This is a genomic window from Hymenobacter sp. APR13 (assembly GCF_000737515.1).
In the GTDB taxonomy this organism is placed as follows: Bacteria; Bacteroidota; Bacteroidia; order Cytophagales; family Hymenobacteraceae; genus Hymenobacter.
In genome coordinates, this window is the sequence record NZ_CP006587.1 from 1,886,884 (window position 1) to 1,907,378 (window position 20,495).

The 20,495-nt window shown below is 63.2% G+C and carries 19 protein-coding genes; 7 read left to right on the plus strand and 12 right to left on the minus strand.

The features are described from left to right. Positions 1 to 140 precede the first annotated feature (140 nt). The 6 genes from N008_RS07875 (at position 141) to N008_RS07900 (ending at position 4,638) form a co-directional block, all read left to right on the plus strand. The gene (locus tag N008_RS07875) at positions 141 to 530 is read left to right on the plus strand and encodes a RidA family protein (RefSeq protein WP_044015086.1); all 390 of its coding nucleotides are present in this window, start codon (positions 141 to 143) and stop codon (positions 528 to 530) included. A 45-nt stretch (positions 531 to 575) separates the two neighbouring features. Next, positions 576 to 761 (plus strand): hypothetical protein, encoded by a 186-nt coding sequence (locus tag N008_RS07880; protein WP_044015088.1) that lies wholly within the window; start codon positions 576 to 578, stop codon positions 759 to 761. Beyond that, a complete protein-coding gene (locus tag N008_RS07885; RefSeq protein WP_052381315.1) occupies positions 761 to 1,372 on the plus strand; it encodes a pentapeptide repeat-containing protein in 612 nt (203 codons plus the stop codon). Before N008_RS07880 ends, N008_RS07885 begins: the two co-directional genes overlap by 1 nt. Before the next feature lie 187 nt (positions 1,373 to 1,559). Further along, a complete protein-coding gene (gltX, locus tag N008_RS07890; RefSeq protein WP_044015089.1) occupies positions 1,560 to 3,098 on the plus strand; it encodes a glutamate--tRNA ligase in 1,539 nt (512 codons plus the stop codon). 135 nt (positions 3,099 to 3,233) lie between these two features. Next, positions 3,234 to 3,617 carry a hypothetical protein gene (locus N008_RS23520; RefSeq protein WP_071884502.1) on the plus strand — a complete coding sequence of 128 codons (384 nt, stop codon included), beginning with the start codon at positions 3,234 to 3,236 and terminating at the stop codon, positions 3,615 to 3,617. Positions 3,618 to 3,858: 241 nt separating this feature from the next. After that, positions 3,859 to 4,638, plus strand: a complete 780-nt coding sequence (locus N008_RS07900) for a TIGR00266 family protein (protein ID WP_044015091.1) — start codon at positions 3,859 to 3,861, stop codon at positions 4,636 to 4,638. A gap of 27 nt (positions 4,639 to 4,665) precedes the next feature. On the opposite strand, the gene N008_RS07905 is transcribed toward N008_RS07900, so the two are convergent. The 4 genes from N008_RS07905 to lptB all read right to left on the minus strand — a co-directional run bounded on the left by N008_RS07905 (position 4,666) and on the right by lptB (position 8,083). After that, positions 4,666 to 4,899, minus strand: coding sequence for a hypothetical protein (locus N008_RS07905; RefSeq protein WP_044015093.1), 234 nt, complete (start codon positions 4,897 to 4,899; stop codon positions 4,666 to 4,668). A gap of 163 nt (positions 4,900 to 5,062) precedes the next feature. Further along, positions 5,063 to 5,497, minus strand: a complete 435-nt coding sequence (locus N008_RS07910) for a toxin-antitoxin system YwqK family antitoxin (RefSeq protein ID WP_044015095.1) — start codon at positions 5,495 to 5,497, stop codon at positions 5,063 to 5,065. 141 nt (positions 5,498 to 5,638) lie between these two features. Continuing rightward, on the minus strand, positions 5,639 to 7,162 hold the full coding sequence (locus tag N008_RS07915; protein ID WP_316963308.1) for a GH3 auxin-responsive promoter family protein: 1,524 nt from the start codon (positions 7,160 to 7,162) through the stop codon (positions 5,639 to 5,641). A gap of 189 nt (positions 7,163 to 7,351) precedes the next feature. Next, positions 7,352 to 8,083, minus strand: a complete 732-nt coding sequence (gene lptB / locus N008_RS07920; RefSeq protein WP_044015109.1) for an LPS export ABC transporter ATP-binding protein — start codon at positions 8,081 to 8,083, stop codon at positions 7,352 to 7,354. A gap of 143 nt (positions 8,084 to 8,226) precedes the next feature. Here lptB and N008_RS07925 point away from each other — a divergent pair, with 143 nt between their 5' ends. Beyond that, the gene (locus tag N008_RS07925) at positions 8,227 to 8,589 is read left to right on the plus strand and encodes a DoxX family protein (protein WP_044015111.1); all 363 of its coding nucleotides are present in this window, start codon (positions 8,227 to 8,229) and stop codon (positions 8,587 to 8,589) included. A gap of 122 nt (positions 8,590 to 8,711) precedes the next feature. Here the strand turns inward: N008_RS07925 and recJ are convergent, their stop codons facing one another. From recJ to N008_RS23525, 8 genes are all read right to left on the minus strand, one after another. After that, the gene (gene recJ, locus N008_RS07930) at positions 8,712 to 10,433 is read right to left on the minus strand and encodes a single-stranded-DNA-specific exonuclease RecJ (RefSeq protein WP_044015113.1); all 1,722 of its coding nucleotides are present in this window, start codon (positions 10,431 to 10,433) and stop codon (positions 8,712 to 8,714) included. A 366-nt stretch (positions 10,434 to 10,799) separates the two neighbouring features. Next, positions 10,800 to 12,602: a tetratricopeptide repeat protein gene (locus N008_RS07935; protein WP_044015115.1), complete on the minus strand. Its 1,803-nt coding sequence runs from the start codon at positions 12,600 to 12,602 to the stop codon at positions 10,800 to 10,802. A gap of 277 nt (positions 12,603 to 12,879) precedes the next feature. Beyond that, positions 12,880 to 15,003, minus strand: coding sequence for a peptidylprolyl isomerase (locus N008_RS07940; protein WP_044015118.1), 2,124 nt, complete (start codon positions 15,001 to 15,003; stop codon positions 12,880 to 12,882). Positions 15,004 to 15,196: 193 nt separating this feature from the next. Continuing rightward, complete coding sequence (locus N008_RS07945) at positions 15,197 to 15,457, minus strand: hypothetical protein (RefSeq protein WP_044015120.1); 261 nt, start codon at positions 15,455 to 15,457, stop codon at positions 15,197 to 15,199. 9 nt (positions 15,458 to 15,466) lie between these two features. Beyond that, positions 15,467 to 16,057 (minus strand): LPS export ABC transporter periplasmic protein LptC, encoded by a 591-nt coding sequence (lptC, locus tag N008_RS07950; RefSeq protein ID WP_052381849.1) that lies wholly within the window; start codon positions 16,055 to 16,057, stop codon positions 15,467 to 15,469. Between the two features lie 7 nt (positions 16,058 to 16,064). Next, a complete protein-coding gene (locus N008_RS07955; protein ID WP_044015122.1) occupies positions 16,065 to 17,408 on the minus strand; it encodes an OmpP1/FadL family transporter in 1,344 nt (447 codons plus the stop codon). Beyond that, the gene (locus N008_RS07960) at positions 17,395 to 18,138 is read right to left on the minus strand and encodes a type III pantothenate kinase (RefSeq protein WP_044015124.1); all 744 of its coding nucleotides are present in this window, start codon (positions 18,136 to 18,138) and stop codon (positions 17,395 to 17,397) included. Before N008_RS07960 ends, N008_RS07955 begins: the two co-directional genes overlap by 14 nt. A 173-nt stretch (positions 18,139 to 18,311) precedes the next feature. Then, positions 18,312 to 20,342 (minus strand): pseudouridine synthase, encoded by a 2,031-nt coding sequence (locus tag N008_RS23525; protein ID WP_052381316.1) that lies wholly within the window; start codon positions 20,340 to 20,342, stop codon positions 18,312 to 18,314. Positions 20,343 to 20,495: the final 153 nt, after the last annotated feature.

Genomic DNA, 20,495 nt, shown 5'->3' on the forward strand with positions numbered 1-20,495 from the left:
AAAGTCCATCGGCTCCGGCTGGTGGACTTTTTTGTTTTCTGGCCGGTTTTTCTGCCCTCTACGGCCTGTGGCGGCTCGGGCGGCCGATATTTTCCGCTTACTTTAGCGCTCCTCCAAACCCACCCTTTTCTTCTTCCGATATGCCCCATACCGTTGTGTATTCCGACCAGGCCCCCGCTCCCATCGGGCCCTACAGCCAGGCCATTCAGGCCGGTGCTACCGTGTACGTTTCCGGCCAGATTGCCCTCGACTCCGTGACCGGCCAGGTGGTAGGTGGCGGCGACGTAGCCCAGGAAACGCACCAGGTGATGCGCAACCTGCAGGCTGTGCTGCAGGCGGCCGGCCTCACGCTGCGCGACGTGGTGAAGTGCAGCATCTTCGTGAAAGACCTCGGCAACTTTGGCCTGATCAACGAAATCTACGGCAGCTACTTCACGCCCGACTACGCCCCGGCCCGCGAAACCGTGGAAGTGAGCCGCCTGCCTAAGGACGTGCAGGTGGAAATTTCGTGCGTGGCCGTGGCCGGCTAGTACGCTGAGTTTCGGTAGCTATTCTCTGTTTTCTGTCAACTGGTTATGAAAGAACTTGGACTCGGCCTGTTTCTGGTGGGCTTGGTGTCGTTGGTGCTGCCTTTTCTGGGCATGAAATTCATGTTTCTGACCTGGATTGAGCAATGGGGCGCCACCACCTCGCTGCTGATCCGGGGCGGCATCACGCTGGTGGGGCTGCTGCTGTGGCTGAGTTTCCGCAACCGCGACTGATGCGCCGCCCTGCTTCTGCCAAGCCCCCGAAGCCGCTGGCCCGGCCCGCCTACTTCCCGCCCGAAAACGTGCTGGAACGGGCGTTGCCGCCGGCCCTGGCCGGGCAGCGCGAGTTCGAGGAATACCGGTTCCGCAACATCGACTTCAACGAAGCCAACCTGGCCGGTTTCCGGTTCAGCGACTGTCTGTTTGAGAACTGCAACCTGGCCGGCGCCAATATTAGCCAGACGGCTTTGCAAAACGTGGCCTTTGAGGGCTGCAAGCTGCTGGGGCTGCCTTTCCACGCCTGCCGCGACATGCTGTTCGGGGTGCATTTTGATAGGTGCCAGCTGGATTACGCGTCGTTTCTGGGCCGAGCCCTGCCCGCTACCCGTTTTGTGGGCTGCTCCCTGCAGGAAGCGGATTTCTCGCAGGCTAACCTGACGGCGGCCGTCTTCGACGACTGCCAGCTCACCCGCGCCATCTTCCGCCAGAGCATTCTGGTGGGCACCGATTTTCGGACCGCGCACGAGGTGGAGCTGGACCCGGAGCAGAACGAAATGCGGCAGGCCCGCTTTTCGCGCCACAGCCTGCCGGGCCTGCTCACCAAGTATGCCTTGGTAATTGAATAGCCGTCGTCTGTCATCCTGAGCAGCGCGAAGGACCTCATCACGCCAGAACGACGCCACCCGTACTTAAACGGGACAAGGTCCTTCGCGCTGCTCAGCACGACAGACAATTCCACCTACTCGCCAACTGACCTTTCGTATCTTTGCGGCGCGTTTTTCTATCCCGAAGACGCCGCGAACTGACTGACTTATGGAAAGAGAAGTACGGGTGCGCTTTGCGCCCAGCCCCACGGGGCCGCTGCACATCGGCGGCGTGCGCACTGCGCTGTATAACTACCTGCTGGCCCGCAAGCTGGGCGGCAAGATGCTGCTCCGCATTGAGGATACCGACCAAAACCGCTTTGTGCCTGGCGCCGAGCAGTACATCATGGATTCGCTGCGCTGGTGCGGCATCGAAATCGACGAAGGAATTGAGCAGGGCGGCCCCCACGCCCCCTACCGCCAGAGCGAGCGGAAGCCCATGTACCGCCAGTACGCCCAGCAGCTCATCGACAGCGGCCACGCCTACTATGCGTTTGATACGGCCGAGGACCTGGATGCCATGCGCGCCCGCCTGACGGCCGCCAAGGTGCCCAACCCGCAGTACAACAGCATCACGCGCGCCCAGATGCGCAACTCCCTCACGCTGCCCGCCGAAGAGGTGAAGCAGCTGCTGGACAGCGGCGCGCCCTACGTGATTCGCCTGAAAGTGCCCCGCAAGGAGGAAATCCGCTTCAACGACCTCATCCGGGGTTGGGTGGTGGTACATTCCTCGGCTGTGGATGATAAGGTGCTGATGAAGTCGGACGGCATGCCGACCTATCACCTGGCCAACATCGTAGACGACCATCTGATGGAAATCACGCACGTTATCCGGGGCGAAGAGTGGCTGCCATCGGCGCCGCTGCACGTGCTGCTCTACCGCTACCTGGGCTGGGAAGCCACCATGCCCCAGTTTGCCCACCTGCCCCTGCTGCTGAAGCCCGATGGCACTGGCAAGCTCAGCAAGCGCGACGGCGACAAGCTTGGTTTCCCGGTGTTCCCGCTGGAATTCCACGGCACCGACGCCGACGGCCAGCCAACCGTAAGCAGCGGCTACCGTGAGTCGGGCTACCTGCCCGAGGCGTTCATCAACTTCCTGGCCTTCCTGGGCTGGAACCCCGGCACCACGCAGGAGCTTTTCACGATGGACGAGCTGATTGAGAACTTCTCGATTGAGCGGGTGAGCAAGTCGCCGGCCCGTTTCGACCAGAACAAAGTGCGCTGGTACAACGAGCAGTACCTGCGCGCCAAGCCCGACGCCGAGCTGGCCCAGTACCTCATCCACGACCTGCAGGCCCAGGGTCTGGAGGTTTCGGCCGATAAGGCCGAGCAGATTGCGGCCCTGGTGAAAGAGCGCGCCACCTTCCCCGCCGACCTGGCCAAGGAGGCCCAGCTGTTCTTCCAGCGCCCTTCCGCCTACGACGAGCAGGTGATCAGCAAGAAGTGGAACGCCCAGGTGGCCGGCGCCCTCGCCGAGTTTGCCCGCCAGCTGCCCACTGCCCCCGACACCACGCCCGACGGCGTCAAAGCCCTGCTCACGCAGGTAGTGGAAGGCCAGGGCCTGAAGCTGGGCCAGGTGCTGCAGGCGCTGCGGGTGGCCGTCACGGGTGCCGCCGCCGGCCCCGACCTGATGGCCATTATGAGCATTCTGGGCACGCAGGAAACGTCCGAGCGTATCGAGGCCGCCGTGGCGGCGCTGCCGGCCTAGTAAGGCCGGGCCATAAAGTTTAGGGCACGTTTGGTATCCGCCAGCGGGGCCGCTTCGTAGTGTGATGCTAGGAAGCGGCCCCGCTGTGTGTCAGGGGCGGCCGGCTTGCCGCTCTACGCCTTACGTCTGCTTATCATGGCCAAGAAACCTGTCAGCCCGAAAAAGAAAAAGAACGACCCCGAAAAGAAAGCCCGCGTGCACAAGGAGCTGGAAGGGTTTGAAATCAAGGTCAATCCGCTCGGCGAAATCACCTCCAACTATTCCATCGAAGACATCAACCAGTTCCTCAACCGCCACGTGCGCGACAAGAAGTTGGTGAACCGCGACGGCCAGTTTGGCGAAAAGCCCGAAGACGACGAAGAGTTTCCGTTAGAAGATGCCGCCGCCATCGAGCCGGAAGAGTCGGAAGAAGACTTCATGCGCCGCACCAGCCGCGAGAGCCGCAAAAAAGGCGCGAAAGCCGAGCCCGACGCCGCTGCCGAAGCCGCCGACACCCGCGCCGAACTGCCCGAGGAATGAAATGTAGCATAGGCTTTAGCCTGTGCCATCAGCTGCCTGCTACCACCTCAGGTAGCCCCCTACAAAAAGCCCTGTCATCAGGAGGTTCGTAGCCTACTGCCGACAGGGCTTTTTTTGTGAGAATGGCTATTCGCGCGCTACCACCTGGGCAACCGACGGCACCGGCTGAAGCCTATGCTACAAGCCCTGCGTTTTCGCTATACTTGAGGCACCTTTTCACCTCACTCATTCTCTCATGGCGATGAACTCGCACGACGTAGATTACCAGATTCTGGGCAACGACATTCAGGTGCTGGAAGTGGAGCTGGACCCCAACGAAACGGTCATTGCTGAGGCGGGCGCCATGGTGTACATGGAAGAAGCCATTGCCTTCGAAACCAAGATGGGCGACGGCTCGGAGCCCGACCAGGGCCTGATGGGCAAGCTGTTTTCGGCCGGCACGCGCCTGATTACGGGCGAGTCGCTGTTTATGACGCACTTCACGCACCGCGGCAGCCACGGCAAGAGCAAGGTGGCCTTCTCGGCCCCCTACCCCGGCACCATCATCCCGCTGGACCTAGGCACGCTCCCGCAGGGCCTGATTGTGCAGAAAGACGGGTTTCTGGCCGCCGCGCGCGGTACGCGCATCAGCATCCACTTCAACCAGAAGCTGGGCGCCGGCCTGTTTGGCGGCGAAGGGTTCATTCTGCAGAAGCTCACCGGCGACGGCAAAGCCTTCATCCATGCGGGCGGCACCGTCATCGAGAAGCGTCTCAACAACGAGCTGCTGCGGGTAGACACTGGCTGCGTGGTCGCTTTCGAACCTGGCATTGACTTCAGCATTGCCCGCGCCGGGGGCCTCAAGTCCATGATTTTTGGCGGGGAAGGCCTGATGCTGGCCACGCTGCGCGGCACCGGCCGCGTGTGGCTGCAGTCGATGCCTGTGAAGAAGCTGATTCAGGCGCTGGCCCCTACCGGCGGCAACGCCCAGAAGGAAAGCGGCGGTATCCTGGGTAACCTGATGGGCGCCTTCGACCAATAGGCAGGATTGAATAGTACGTTCAGCCGGCTACTGGCTCACCGCTTTGGTGGCCGGGGCCGCGCTGTACTGCTGGCCCGTCGTCTCGATTTCGGGGTCGGCCATCTGCACGGCGATGATACCCAGACTGACAATCAGGCCCAGCACCAGCAGGCCGAGCAGGCCCAGCATGGAGCGGTTGCTGAGCAGGGGAACGTCTTCGGAAAAACGGCGGCGTTTCCGGCGGGAAACGTAGGGGCGGTGGGAGGAATCGGAAGCGGGCACGGTGGGAGCAGTGAGCTATAACGAATCCCCTAATATATAGCTTTTTCTGAGTAGAGCGCCATGCTTTATGCTGTGGCGCGCAGTGGGGCCTATCATGCTGGCTTTGTTGGGAAAGCGGCCCCGGTCGGCGGTTTTTTTTTGCGGGGCTTTTCGGGGCCAGATGCTACTTCGGACGGAGCGTCGGCGGCGCGGCTGCGGGGCGCACGCTCACCAGCTTGCCGGCCTCGTAGTGCTCCAGCTTTTCGGCTTTGCCGGCAGCCGAGTACACCGGCCAGTCGCCGAACCAGTAGAAGTGGGAACCGTCGGGCTCGGCTACGATGCGGGCCTGCCCGGTGCGCCAGATGCGGCCGTTGGGGTGGTAGTACGTGATGCGCATCAGGCCAGCAGCAGCGCGAACGTACACTTCCTTGCGCTCCAGCACGCCATTGGCGCCGTAGAAGCGGGAGGTGCCCACGAGGCGCCCATGCCGGTACCGTTCCCGCCCAGCCACCTGCCGCACCGACGCAGGATAATACGTGCGCCAGGGGCCGTGGGGCCGCAGGTCACGGTCGTAGCGGTGGTCTGACCAGAAGCCGACGGGGCCTTTGGCCTTCAGCATTCGGCAACCGCTGATTGCTACCGTTATCGTGAGTATAGCTAGGACACAACGCATAGAGCAATACCATAAGCCTGACGTTGACAGCAACGTCACTTCGGCTAAGATATTGGCTATGAAGCTGGCACACCAGCACCGGGCGGCCTACTCGCTTTCCCGCAGAATCTCCTCCAGCAGGTCGCGGGAGTTGCTGAGACGGGGTATTTTGTGCTGGCCGCCCAGCTTGCCCCGGCGGGCCAGCCACCGCTCAAACTGCCCCGGCGAGGCTATCGTGAGCGTGGGGGCCACCAGCGCTAAGTCGCGGTGGCGCTTGGCGTCGTAGTCGGAGTTGAGCTGGCGCAGGGTCTGGTCGAGGACGGCGGCAAAGTGGGCAGCGTCCTGGGGCGGCTTCAGGAACTCTACCAGCCACTGGTGCCCCCCGCGGGAGCCATCGGCGGCACCGGCGAAGTAGATGGGGGCCGCGGTGAAGTCGCGCACGGTGGCGGCTGTGGCCTGACAAGCGGCGGCTATTGCGGCTTCGGCGTTTTCCACCACCACTTCTTCGCCGAAGGCATTCAGGAAGTGCTTGGTGCGGCCCGTGATGCGGATGCGGTAGGGCCGCAGGCTCGTGAAGCGCACCGTATCCCCGATTTTGTAGCGCCACAAACCCGCATTCGTGCTGATGATGAGGGCGTAGCTTTTGCCCAGCTCCACGGCCTCCAGCGGCACGGCCTGCGGCTCGGCGGCATCCCACTGGTCGGCGGACAGAAACTCGTAGTAGATGCCGTGGTTGAGCAGCAGCAGCAGGTCTTCCGAGTCGGGCTCGTCCTGCAGGGCCAAATAGCCTTCGGAAGCGTTGTAGACCTCCAGATACTGCATCTGCGGGCCCGGAATCAGCTGCCGGAACAACGCCCGGTACGGCCCGAACGCCACGGCGCCGTGCAGGAACAGGCGCAGGTTGGGCCACACTTCCGTGATATTGGCGGCGCCGGCTAGCTCGGTTACGCGGCGCAGTAGCACAATCATCCAGGTGGGCACGCCGGCCAGGGCACGCACGTCTTGGTGCTGCACGTGGCGCGCAATCCGCTCAATCTTCTCCTCCCATTCATCCAGCAGCGCCAGCTCCAGCGGGGGTGTGCGAATGTACTCGGCCCAGGCAGGCAGGTTCTGCATAATGACGGCCGACACGTCGCCGGCGCGGGACGCGGGGTCCTCGGGGCGTAGCGGGTTGGGCGTGTGCGTGCCGCCCAGCGAGAGGGTTTTGCCGCCCAGCAGCCGCGCCTCGGGGTAGTGCAGCGTGGAAAGCGCCACCATGTCGCGGCCGGCGCGGTAGTGGCACTGGTGCAGGGCTTCCCGCGTGACTGGAATGTACTTGCTGCGGGCGTTGGTGGTGCCGCTGCTCTTGGCAAACCACTGCACCTGGCCGGGCCACAGCACGTCGGCCTCGCCACGCATCACCCGCTCTAAGTCAGGCACCAGCTGCTCGTAGCTACTCACGGGCACCCGCTGGGCAAACTCGTGGCCGGTAAGACTATCGGCGAAACCGTAGCGGCGGCCCCAGTCCGTGGCCCGCGCTGTGTGCAGCAGCTCTTTCAGCACGGTGTACTGAACCTCCAGCGGGTTGTCGCGGAAGTGGTAGATGCTGGCTAAGCGGCGCTGAACGGCCCAGGAGAGTATGCCGTTAATCACAGGCAGGAGAACAGATAGAACAGGAAATCGAGCGGCTTTCCATACTTCACTACAGCTGGCAAGGTTGCCTTGGCGGGCCGGGCGCCGCGTGGGTTCGGGCTACTGCCAATCTGCTTCGCCTGAATTCTCCGGCGCAGATCAGCAGCCTCCATACGCTGGCAAGCTATGTAAGCTCCTTCTATGCGGCGCTTACAGCTTGCGCTTCAGCTCGAAATTCTTGCCCAGGTACACGCGGCGCACGGTTTCGTCGGCGGCCAGCTCTTCGGCGGTGCCGGCTTTCAGCAGCTTGCCCTCGAACAGCAGATACGCCCGGTCCACGATGCTGAGCGTGGAATTGACATCGTGGTCGGTGATGAGGATGCCGATGTTTTTGTGCTTGAGCTTGGCCACGATGCTTTGAATCTCCTCGGTGGCAATCGGGTCGACGCCGGCGAACGGCTCATCGAGCAGCACAAACTTGGGGTCGACGGCCAGGGCGCGGGCTATTTCGGTGCGCCGCCGCTCGCCACCGCTCAGCACCTTGCCCAGGTTTTTGCGCACGTGCGTCAAGCTGAACTCGTTGAGCAAGGATTCCACCTTGTCGAGCTGCTCCTGCTTGGGCATCTTGGTCATTTGCAGCACGGCCAGGATGTTTTCCTCTACGCTCAGGTCGCGGAATACGCTGGCCTCCTGGGCCAGGTAGCCGATGCCGAGGCGGGCGCGCTGGTAGATGGGCATCTTCGTGATTTCCTGATCGTCCAGAAACACGCGCCCGCCGTCGGGCTTCACCATGCCCACGGTCATGTAGAACGAGGTGGTTTTGCCGGCGCCGTTCGGGCCCAGCAGCCCCACAATTTCGCCCTGCTCCACGTGCAGCGACATGTCGTTTACGACCGTGCGGGCCTTGTACTTCTTAACCAGGTGTTCAGCTCTGAGAATCATCGTGCGGCAAAGGTAACGAAGCGGCGCGGCCTGACGCCGCCCGGCCCTACAACGCAAAACCGGCCCCGACGAATGCGTATTGCCGGGCCTTTCGGCCGCCACCTACTCCGGCGCGTATCTTGTGGGCAACTCTTTCACCTGCCATGCCTGGTTTTCGCCGCTTCAGCCGCTTTCTGCTGGCCTTTCTGTTCGTGGGGGCTGGCATTACTCACTTTGTGGCGTCTGGCCCGTTCGTACGCATCGTGCCGCCGTATTTGCCGGCGCCGCTGCTGCTGGTGTACCTGAGCGGCGTGGCCGAAATTGCCGGCGGCCTGGGGCTGCTGCTGCCTGCCACCCGCCGCTGGGCCGCCGGGGGTCTGGTTTTGCTGCTGATAGCCGTGTTTCCGGCCAACGTGTACATGCTGCAAAGCCACGGCGCGGGCCTGGCAGTGCCGCAGTGGGCGCTGTGGCTTCGCCTGCCCCTACAGACCGGGCTGATAGCCTGGGTGTGGTGGGTGCGGAAGTAACGAAGCTCCGCTTCGCGACGGGCGCAGCGAGTATACGGTACTGCGCTACCAGCTCCAATGTCGGATACTCGCTGCGCTCGTCGCGAAGCGGAGCTTCGCGTTACTCCCAGCGCATTTTCGCGTTACTCCCAGCGGATGTCCTTCACGCGGAGCTGCAGGGTTTTTACGCCGCGGTATTCGTTGATTTCCACCGTGTAGCACACGCTAAACGGCTGGCCCTGCTGAATCTGGGGCAGGTGCTCGGCCAGGCCAAACCCGATGGCGTCCACCACGTGGTGGCCGTCTTGGGTGAGGGCCAGCTTGAGGTGCGAGTTGCCCACCACCCGCGCCGAATCGGGGGCGGCGTACACGTTGCGGGCCATGAAGGTGGGGTTGCTGTTACCGGGCCCGAAAGGCTCCATCTGGCACAGCAGCTTGTGGAAATTGCGCGTCACCTCGTGCAGCGGCAGCTCGGCATCAATGTCCACGGGCGGAATCATCTGCTCCGGCCGGATGCGGCCCGCCACTATCCGCTCGAACTTCTCACGGAACGCGGGCACGTTTTCCACGGGCAGCGTGAGGCCGGCCGCGTACATATGGCCGCCGTATTGGTCGAGCAAATCGGCGCACTCCTCAATGGCCTGGTGCACGTCAAAGCCTGCCACCGAGCGCGCCGAGCCGGTGGCTTTGCCGTTGCTTTCGGTGAGGATGATGGTGGGCCGGTAGTACTTGTCGAGGCAGCGTGAGGCTACGATGCCCACCACGCCCTTGTGCCAGTCCTGCTTGAACAGCACCGTGGTGTGCGCGTCCTGAAACAGCGCGTCGGCCTCAATCATGTCCAGGGCCTCCTTGGTGATGCTGGTATCGAAGCCGCGGCGCTCCTGGTTGGTTTTGTCGACTACGGCGGCCTTGTCGAAGGCCTCCTGCTTGCTGCCGGCCAGCAGCATGGCCACCGAGCGTTTGGCGTCGCCCATGCGGCCGGCGGCGTTGATGCGGGGCGCGAAGCCAAACACCAGGCTGCTGATGTTCAGCTCCGCGGTTTGCAGGCCGGCCAGCTCGCGCAGCGCATCGAGGCCGGCGCGCTGGGGGCGCTGGGGGTCGTTGAGCAGGCGCAGGCCGTGGTAGGCCAGCGTGCGGTTTTCGCCCACAATCGGCACAATATCCGCCGCAATGCTCACGGCTACCAGGTCGAGCAGGTCGTAGAGCGGGGCTTCGTCGAGGCCCTGGTCTTCAGCGAAGGCCTGCATCAGCTTGAAGCCCACGCCGCAGCCGCTCAGCTCCTTGAACGGGTAAGGACAGTCGGCACGCTTAGGGTCGAGCACGGCTACGGCGGCCGGCAGCTCGGTGCCCGGCAAGTGGTGGTCGCAGATGATGAAGTCCACGCCCCGGTCGTTGGCGTAGGCCACCTTATCCACCGATTTCACGCCGCAGTCCAGCGCAATAATCAGCGCGTAGTCGTTGGCGGCCGCAAAGTCGATGCCGGCCTCCGACACGCCGTAGCCTTCCTTGTAGCGGTCCGGAATGTAGTAGTCGATGCGCTCCGGGCCGAAATACGGCAGCAGGAAGCTGTACACCAGCGCCACGGAAGTGGTGCCGTCCACGTCGTAGTCGCCGAACACGAGCACCTTCTGGCCGGCGTGCAGGGCTTCGCGCAGGCGAGCCACGGCGCGGTCCATGTCGCGCATCAGCAGCGGGTCGGGCAGGGTGCTCAGGTCGGGCCGGAAGTAGGCGCGGGCTTCTTCGAAAGAGCTGATTTCGCGCTGGCAGAGCAGCGCTACAATGGCTTCCTTGACGCGCAGGGCGTCGGCCAGGTGCCGGACTTTTTCAGCGTCGGGGGCTGGCTTGCGAATCCATCGTTTTTCCATAACAAATAGGGCGGCTCGGGTAGGCGTTATCTTCAAAAGTACAAAGAAAACCGCGCCCTGCCACCCCGTTGTCGTACCTTTAAGCCATGTCCAGCTTCCGCGAGTTCTTCCGAAAATACGGCCAGTACGTCCTCTCCGATGGGCTCATGTACTTGATTTTCATCGTGGCCCTGGGTCTGATGTTTTTGTTTTTCAGGTAGTCGCTGAACGTCATGCAGAGCGGAGCGAAGCATCTCGCGTGCTTACGTTAAATAGTGACTATCATGCTGAGCTTGCCGAAGCATCTCTACTGCTTCGTTGAATCTGTGCGAACGAAGCGGTAGAGATGCTTCGGCAAGCTCAGCATGACGTTCTGCAATTCCTGCACTACAAACTGTCGCCGCGGAGTTTGCGGAAGTGCTTGCGGGCCTCGGCCACGTAGATGCTGCCGGGGTATTTCACCAGCAGCTGGTTGTAGAGGGTTTTGGCGGCTTCCTTGTCCTGCAGATTGTCTTCCTGAATGGTGGCCAGCAGAAACAGCGCATCGTCGCTGAGCACGTCGTACTTGGGGTTGGCCGTGATTTTCTCCAACGTGCCCACGGCGCCTTTGTAGTCGCCGGTGCGGCGCTGCAACTGGGCTTTCAGCAGCCAGGCTTCGTCCTGCAGGGCGTGGCCGGGGTACTTCTGCAGCAGCGCATCGAGGCCGCGCAGGGCCTCGGGCAGCTTGTTCTGGAACACCAGCTGCTCTACGGCCGCGTAGTCGCGCAGGGCTACGCCGGCGGTGTCCTGGGCGGTGTTGTCGGTGATGAGCAGCGAGAGCTGCATGGCGTCGTTGGCAATTTCGCGGGTGGTGGCCTCCTTCAGGATATCCAGGTGGCTTTTGGCCAGCTTGAAGTCGCCGGCGAAATAGCTCAGGCGGGCATTGCGGAGCTTGGCCTCGTAGCCCAGCGGAGAATCTTTGTGCGACTTCTCCACCTGCGAATACAGCAGCGTGGCTTCCCAGGGCTCGGCCCGCAGCAGGTAGATATCGGCCAGGTCAATCTTGGCCTGGTCTACCACGTCGAGGCTGGCGCGGGGCATGTCAATCACCTCCTGCAGCAGCTTGATTCCTTCGGGCTTTTCGTCGAGCTGGAAGGCGTGCAGCACGGCCATGCTGCGCAGCACCGGGGCCGTCTGGGGTGTGCGGCCCAGCTCCGTGAGCACCTGCTGGTACTCCCCTATCAGGCTGCGGATTTTGGCGGTTTCAATCGGGTACGTGTCGCGCACCTGGGCTTCGCGGGTCTGCACCAGCCGCTGCCGGGCCATGGCGTAGAACGGGCCGCTGCGGTACTCGCGCAGCACGTACTCGTACCCGCCGATGGCGCTTTCGTAGTCTTTGTTCTGCTGGGCAATGGCGGCCAGCTCCATCACGCGGCTGCCCTCGGTGCGGCCCCGGCGGTCCAGGGCCTTGGCCTGCACCAGCGCGCCCGTGAAGTCGCGACGCTGCACCTGCAGCCACAGCAGCAGCTCGCTGTACACGGTGCGCTCGGGGTATTTCTGCACGCTGCTCAGCAGCTCCCGTTCCAGCGCCTCGAAGCCTTTATCATCCTGCAGCGAGTTCTGCAGCATGTTGCGCACGAACGGCAATTGGCGTTCGTCGTCCTGCACGAGGCGCAGGGTTTCGGCCATCAGGCGCTCGGAGTTGCCGCTTTGGGTGTAGAGCTGGATGAGCTGCGGGCCGTATTCGGTGTCGGTTTTGGCCAGCGCCCGGCCGCGCAAGTAGGTTTTCTCGGCCCACTCCGGCAGCTGGCGGCGCTGAAACTCGGCCGCCACGGGCAGCACCTGCTGAGCCGTGAGCTGGCTCAACACCCGCTCGTACTGCTTGATGGCGGCGGCCGGGTCGCCGGCGGCGGCGTACACGGCGCCCAGCGTCACGCCGTAGGGCTCCTCGGGGTGCGCCTTCTGGGCTCGTTTCACCAGCTTCTCGGCGTCTTTGTAGCGCTTGAGCTGCTGCAGGGTTTCCAGGTAGTCGGGCAGCACGTTGGAAGCCGTTTGGGCATCGGTGGGCAGCCTGGCGTACAGAAACGCCGCCTTTTCGTGCTCGCCCTTGCGGGTGTACTCTTTGGCCAGCGAGATATTGCCACTCTCCTGCTGGGCCACCGCCGGCGCCGAGAGCAGCATCAGAAACAAAGCAAAACGGAAACGACGCATACAAACAGGGCTATTCAGCAGCAACGGCTGCCGGGTCGGATTCATTTCAAGGTACGCAGGAAAATAGTGGATTAGCTGGGCAATGCGTCAAGCCGTTTGTCATGCTGAGCTTGTCGAAGCATCTCTACCTCTGGCTAAATCCCTGCACTGCAACGAAGCGGTAAAGATGCTTCGACAAGCTCAGCATGACGTTCTATGTTTACACGATTGCAGCCCGTAAATTCATAAAAAAAGCCGCTCCCGAAGAAGCGGCTTTCCTGTGGCGGAGCGGCAAGGCTTAGAAGAACTTGTTGCGCTCGTCTTTGATGTTGGCGTTGGCTTTCACGGCTTCGTAGATGAGGCCGTCGGCGCGGCCCTGGCGCTGGGCCTGCAGCTGCTTCTTGATGGCGGCCACATCGGCGGCGGCGGCGGCGGGCTTCTGCACGCTCACCGGCTCCACAATCAGCACGCCCTGCTCACCCTGGATGGGGGCCGACTTCTGCCCGGCTTTCAGGCCGAACACCTTGCCCACGGCCAGCGGCTCGGCGCCCAGCCCCGGTATGGTGCCGGTGCCCAGCACTACGTTGTCGGCCGTTTTCACCTGGGCCTGTGCGCCGTAGGTGGCAGCAATCTGCTCGAGCGTGCCGGTCTTGCCCTGCAGCTTGGCCATGATTTGCTTGGCTTTCTCCTCGTTGCGCACGGCGGCCTGCAGCTCGGGCTTCAGGCTGGCCACGTCGGCGGTGCCTTTGCTCCGCTCGCCGGTCAGGACGGCAATAACGTACTGGTCGCCCATGTCGAACACCTCCGATACGTCGCCGATGGCGGTTTCCTTACCGGCCGTGCCGTAGGCCCAGCGCACAATCTCGCGGGCGTTCTGCAGGTTGTTTACGGCCCGCTCGCCGCGGCCGAGGCCTTTGGCTTCCTGCTTCTGCAGGGTTTTGTCTTTGGCTACCGCCTTGCGGAACGACTCCAGGTCGGTCATCTCGCCTTTCAGGGCCTGGGCCTTGGCGTAGGCGGCTTCGTTGGTAGCTTCCGAAGGCGTGATGCGCTTCTGCACCGCGGCCACCTGGTAGGTCTGGCTGGTTTTGGGCGCCGTGATTTTTACGATGTGGTAGCCGAACGACGTTTTCACGAGGCTGGGCAGCAAGCCGGCCGAGGTAGCGCCGAACACGGCTTTCTCGAACTCCGGTACCATGCGGCCCTGCTGGAACCAGCCCAGGTCGCCGCCGGTGGCGGTGGTGCCGTCGGTGCCGAACTGGCGGGCCAGAGCCGCGAAGTCAGCGCCACCTTTGATTTTGTTGAGGATGTCGGTGGCTTTCACTTTGGCTGCCGCATCGGCCTCCGGCGTGGTGCCTTCGGGCTTGATGAGGATGTGGCTGGCGCGGGCGGCGGCCTGCGCGCCGGCTTTGGCTCCCGTCACTTTGAAAAGGCTGGTGGTGCCGTTCTCCGAGAACGGACCGTACACCTTGCCCACCGTGAGGGGCAGCTGCTGACGCAGCTTCTCGGGCATATCAGCCGGCGACACGTAGGCGGCGCTGTACGGCTGGTCGGAGTTGAGCTTCACGAACAGCGAGTCATTCGGAGCCGAGGCAAACTGCGTAGCCAGCTGATCAACGGCCTGGCGGGCGGCGGTGCTGTCTTCTACGGAAGCCGTCACCGGAACGCTCACGTACTCGATGGTGCGGCCGTCTTCCACTTTGTAGCGGCCCTTGTTCTTGTCGAGGTAGGCCTGCAGCTGGTCGTCGGTTACTTTCACCGCCGAATCGGAGATGGAGAAGTAAGGCACGAACAGGTAGCGCATGGAAGCGCGGGTGTTCTGGTCTTCGTCGAAGCGCTTAGCTTCGGCCGACGTAACGTAGGTGCTCAGCTTGAGCAGGTTGTTGTACTTCTGGCCTACGCGCTCCGGGCCGAGGTTGGCTTCGAAGTTGCGCCAGGCAGCCTGCGCGTCGGGCGGCAGCTTGTCGAGGCCCTGCAGGTACTGGATGATCTTGGCGCGGTCGAACTGGCCGGTCTGCTGGTCGGTGAAGGCCTGGCGGATGCTGGGGTGGATGTTCTTGCCCTGCACCATGTCGGTCAGCTCGTCGTCGGAAACGGACAGGCCGAGCTTGTCGAACTCCTTCTGGAAGGCAATGCGGTAGATGGTCTGGTTCCAGGCCTGGTCACGCAGGTAGCCCATCGTCTGCTCGTCGGGCTGGCGGCCCTGCTGCTGCACGAAGCTCTGCTTGGCCTGCTCCAGGGTGTTGTTGAAATCGGCCAGCTCCACTTTTTCGCCGGCTACTTCGCCCACCACGTTTTCGTTGCGGTTGAAAAGCCGGTTTTTACCCCCGACAAGGTCGCTGCCCACGATGAAGAAGAGCATGCCGATGGCGACAGTGCCCACGGCCCAGCCTGATTTTTCTCGAATCGTGTTAATTAATGCCATTTACTTGTGAAAAAGCGCAGGTTGAAAAAGCGGAAAGAGGTGCAAAATAACCAGAATCCGCGGGAGAATCAAAGGCAACGGGCCGATTGGGTAATCCGGTGAGTTAGTGAAGGCTAGGCTATCATGCCAAAACAGCCTGCCATCCGGCGCAAGGGCAGGACAACAGGCTGTTTCAGGCGGCGGCTATTTGGGGCTAGCCGCGCCGCTTGTTGCGGGGTATGGGCTTGGCGGGCGGCAACGACGCCGCCGGATTTTTGGGTGCCTCTTCGGGTTTGGGCCGCGTGAACCGGTGCAGCATCGTGCACACAAAGGAAATCATGAACAGCCAATAGTTGTCGGTTATGGCATTCTTATCGTTCTGCAACACGGTCTGGTACGCACCGATGACAAACGATACCACGGCCAGCGAAAACAGAATGGTGCGCCCGAGGCCGGGACTCCAAAAGCGTTTCATGCAAGAAAGTTAAGGGGCCGGCTGCGTGGCAGCCTGGTCGATGGTGAACACGCCCTCCGGCTTGAGAATGGTGTAGCGCGAGAAGTCCTGGTTGGCCGTGAGGCCGTAGCCGGTCAGCACCTCGGTGGGCGTCTGGATGCGCACGAGCTGGGTGGTGTCATTGTAGATCAGTTGCTTGTTCTGATCAAAGAACATCTCCTCCGTTTTCATCGACTGCTGCTTTTCCACGTTGCTTACGCGCACGTCGCCGCGAATGAAATACAGGTTTTTGGCCTTGTCGTAGCGGCCGTAGTTGCCGCGCAACGTGTTGAGCACCTTGGCGCCGCCCTCGGTGTAGAAGGTCACGTCGATACCCTTAGGGTAGAGCTTGTCGCCGCTTTCGAACTGCTGCTCCAGCGGGGCCGTGTACTTGATTTGCAGCTTGGCCGAGTCGCTATAGAGCGTCAGCACGTTGGTGGTCTCCAGCAGTGGGCCTTTGTATTCCACCTCCTTTTTGCTGGCCTCCGGGTCCTTTTTCTGGCAGCCAGCCACCAGCAGGCCGGCGGCCAGAAGCGCCACCAGCCCATACCGGCCGAAAGATCTGAACGAGTACGCAGCCATGAGCAGCTTATTCAATGCGACGCTTGATAAACCAGCGGTTGTTGAGCGAGATGCCCAGCTGGGCCCGGATGTAGGTTTCCTGAATGTTGCGCTCGGTGGCACCACTGCTTAGTTGTTGCACATCGGTGTTGCCGCGGCGGCCGTAAGTGAAGCCCATGTTGAGCGTGGTGGCATCAAGCGGCGAGGCCGACACCGGGAACGAGAAGCCCCAGCTCACGGCCCGGTCGTAGAGCACCTGCCCGCCGGGGCGGTAGGGCATTTCGGCCACCGATACGCCGGCCCGGTAGGTTACGCGCCGGAAGTATTTGTCGACGGAAGTTGGGTCGGGGGCAAACTCGCCGCCCAGGCCCGCGCGCCACGTGTTGTTCAGGGGCACGCCCACCGTGCCGCCGCGTTCATTGAACGCCCGAAACTTCGACCATTGCTGGTTGGCGGCATCCACACTCACCGACCAGTTTTTGTTGTTGTCGAGGCTAGCCCCGAACTGAGCCAGCGCCGGCAGGTTGGCCGAACCCTCGCCGCTTTCCAGCACGAGGCTCTCCACCTGGTTGCCGGCAAAGGCCTGGCGGTCCAGCGTGAGGCTCCGCTCGCCGTTCAGCTGTGTCTGAAAGCTGTATACCGCGCCCAGGTTGTAGTTGATGGTGCTGTTGAGCTTGCTGCGGTAGTGCGCCCCGCCCCGGAACTTGAAGTCGGAGTAGTGGATGTGGTCGAGCAGGATGGTTCGTTCCAGCGCGTCGTTGTCGGTCACCACATCGGGCACCACCTGCGTGCCGGTGCTCACATCAATGCTACCAAACACGTAGGAAGCCACCACGCCCACCGACAGGCCTTTGGCCACGCGCACGCCCTGGGCCAGGTAGGCTTCCGACAGCTCGCCTTCACCGCGGAACTGCCGCACTACCTGCGCCAGCGTCGGGTCGTTGTTGACCCGTTGGGCTTCCACCGATTCGAAATCGACGGAGCTGAAGGGCTTGAGGCCGATGGCTGCTCCCCAGCGGCTGGAAAGCGGAACGGCCAGCGCCAGATAATTCAGCTTGCCGGTGCCCGTCTTCTGCGACGTTTGGTTGTTCTCAATGGTTTTGTACTGCCCTACGGCCGTGAACTCCCACGTTGTGCGGTTCATGTAGTAGAGTAGCGCCGGGTTCAGCTCGTTTACCTGGGTGCCGTTGGGGGCCGAAATTCCGACACCGCCCATCCCCATCTGCCGGACACCACCCGAGTTGAAGTACGTGTCGCCCAGCCCGAGGCGGGAATAAGGAGAATTGCCCAGGCCCTGGCCCTGGCCGCGTGTGGCAGCCCCAAGGCTCAGCAGCGTTAGGCCCAGCAGCCCGGCGTATTTAGAGTTCAACATTGTATGCCAATATACGGTGGAGCCCAATCAGCACGAGCTCCGGAATGCCAAAGATAGGGCCTTTCAGCCGGGGTTGGAAAAAAGCCGCGTCGCCGCCGGCCAGCACCACGCTGAGCCCCGGATACTGCGCCTGGTAGCTGGCAATGAAGCCGTTCACTTCGGCCACAGCCCCATTGAGTACCCCACTTCGGATGGCCGAAGTGGTATCGTCGCCGGTGAGGGGCAGCGGGGCCGCGCCGTCAGGGGGAATTTCTACCAGCGGCAGGCGACCCGTAAACGTATGCAGCGCCCGAAAACGCATGTGCAGGCCCGGCGCAATACTGCCCCCCCGAAACGTGTGCCCGCCTTCCACCAAGTCGCACTTGATGGCCGTGCCGGCATCCACAATCAGCGTGTGCTGATTGGGTCGCAGCCAGGCCGCCCCTACCGCCGCCGCCAGCCGGTCGGCGCCCAGCGTGTGCGGGGTGGCGTAGGCGTTGCGCAGCGGCAGCGGCGTGGCAGCGGGGCTGAACTCCAGCACCGTGCCCGGCAACCGCCGGCGCAGTGTAGCCGCCCAGTCGGCGGTAGGCTCCGCCACTGAGGCTACGATGGCGTGCTGCGGCTGCAGTCGTTCCACAGCGGCCATCACCTGTGCCGCCGTCTGGCCGGTGGCCGTTTCCAGCAGCACGGGCCCGTCGAAGCAGCCGTATTTCACAGCCGTATTCCCAATATCAAGGGCAAACGTGCGCAAGTCAGGTAAGCGTGAAAGGTGAACAACAAAAAAGTGGCGGGATGATGCGCACCGCAGGAGCCAGGCAGGCCGTCGGGCCGGGCAGCTAACACCGGCAAAACAACCTCCTTCTCTCCTACCGTTCGCGCATCATTCCGCCACTAAGAGCCACACCGCCGGTCGGCGGTTGCGTATTACATGAAATACTTCAGGCGAATCACTTCCTTCTCATTGAGGAAGCGCCACTTGCCGCGCGGCAGGTCCTTTTTGGTGAGGCCCGCGTACTGCACCCGGTCCAGCGACACCACGTCGTAGCCAAGGTGCTCGAAGATGCGGCGTACAATCCGGTTCCGCCCGATGTGGATTTCGATGCCCACAAAGTGCGGGTTGCCGGCCACTACGGCCACATCGTCCACTTCGGCCTTGCCATCTTCCAGCTCGATGCCGGCCGCAATCATGCCCAGATGCTCCTCGGTGAGCGGCTTGTCGAGCTCGGCCTGGTAGATCTTCTTGTTGCGGTGCGAAGGGTGCGAGAGTTTCTGGGCCACTTCGCCGTCGTTGGTGAATAGCAGCAGACCCGTAGTGTTGCGGTCGAGGCGGCCCACCGGGAAGATGCGTTCCTTTGACGACTCCTTCACCAGATCCATCACCGTGCGGCGGCCTTCGGGGTCTTCGGTGGTCGTGATGGTGTCTTTGGGCTTGTTGAGCAGCACATACACCAGCTTCTCGCGGTTGAGGTTGGTTTTGCCGTACTGCACGGTGTCGGTCGGCTGCACTTTGTAGCCCATTTCCGTCACCACTTCGCCGTTCACCTTGATTTCGCCGGCCGCAATCAGCGAGTCGGCTTCACGGCGCGAGCACACGCCCGCGTTGGCGATGTAGCGGTTCAGGCGCAGCTCGTCGCCTTTCACGTCTTCCTCTTCGCGGCGGCGCTTGTTGCCGCGGCTTTTGTCGTCCTCGTAGTGCTTGAGGTTTTTGTAGTCGGGAGCCTGGCCGGCCACCTCGCCGCGCTTCAACTTGTCGGCGCGGTTGGGCGTGGAGGCGTCATGGCCGAAACGCTTGGGGGCCGGACGCTCCGGACGCGTGCCATACGGGCGGGCGTCGCGGTCAGCATCCGAGGCACCACGGCTTGGCTCGCGGCGGTCGGCGCTGTTGCGGTTACCGAAGCCACCTTCCGAACGGTCGTTGAAGCTGCGGTTGCCGAAGGCCGGACGCTCGCCGGTGCTGCGGGGCTTGAAGCCCGACTCGCGGCGGTCGTTGAACGCACCACGCGGCCGGTCGCCGAAATCGGCGCCACGCTCGGGGCGGGGGCTGGCGGGGCGCTCGGCGTCGAGGCCCTCGGGGCGGCTGCGGAAGTCAAACGGGCGGGCCGGCCGGATAGCGCGGTCCGGGCCCTGGTCGTTGGCATCCTCGGGGCGTGGGGTCTGCTCGAAGCTGGCCGGGCGCGGCGTGTAGCCCGTGGGGGCATCTGGCTGGTTGGGATCAGCTTTCACAAACTTGCGGTTCCGCTCACCAGCAGCACCGCGGGGTACCGCCGGGCGGCCTTCCTGGCGGTAGGGCTGGCCGTCCCAAGTTTTGCGCGGCTCAAACGGCCGCACCGGGCGGTCGTCGTTGTCGCGGCGCGGGGCCGAGTTGAAGCCACCACGGCGGTCGTCGTCGCGACGGCCACCACCTCCGAAACCACCGCTGCGGCGGTCGTCGTTGTCGCCGCGTGGGCCGCCGAAGCCGCCGCTGCGACGGTCATTGTTGTTGCCGCGGGCAGCCCCAAAGCCACCGCTCCGGCTGTCTTCCCGGCGCGAGCCGCCCCGGTCGAAGTCGCGGCCACCCGATGGGCGGCTGCCAAACGAACGGCTGTCGCCGCCGTTGGTGTCGCGGGGGCGGGAGTTGCCACCGAAGCCACCTTCGTTGCGGCCGCCGAAGCTGCCGCCGCCACTGCCAAACTTCTTGGGGCCGCCGAAGCCGCTGCCGCCCGTGCGGTCAGCGGGGCCACGCCCGAAGGAAGGACGCGACGAGAAGTCGCCGCGGGGTGCGTCGCCGGACCGGCCGGCGGGCCGGTCACGGTCGCCGCCAAAGCGGGGCGGGCGGCCTTCGCCGGCCGCGCCACTGCCCGCGCCACGCGGAGCGGAGAATTTCTGATAAAAGCCGGAGCCGCCAGCGCTGCTGGAAGGACGGTCGGAGCGGCCGCGGCCGCCGGCTGCATTGCCGGAATTGTGCTTCTTGCCCATGGTTGCAAGGATGAGTGCCGTATCGCTACGGTACAGGTGAAAACAGATGGTTCAGTAAGATAGCCGGTTGGGCCCCGATATCAACGAACCCAACCAGAAAACAGTGCCCGGGCTCACGGCCTGACTTCCACGCAATGGGAAGGCCGGCCGAAA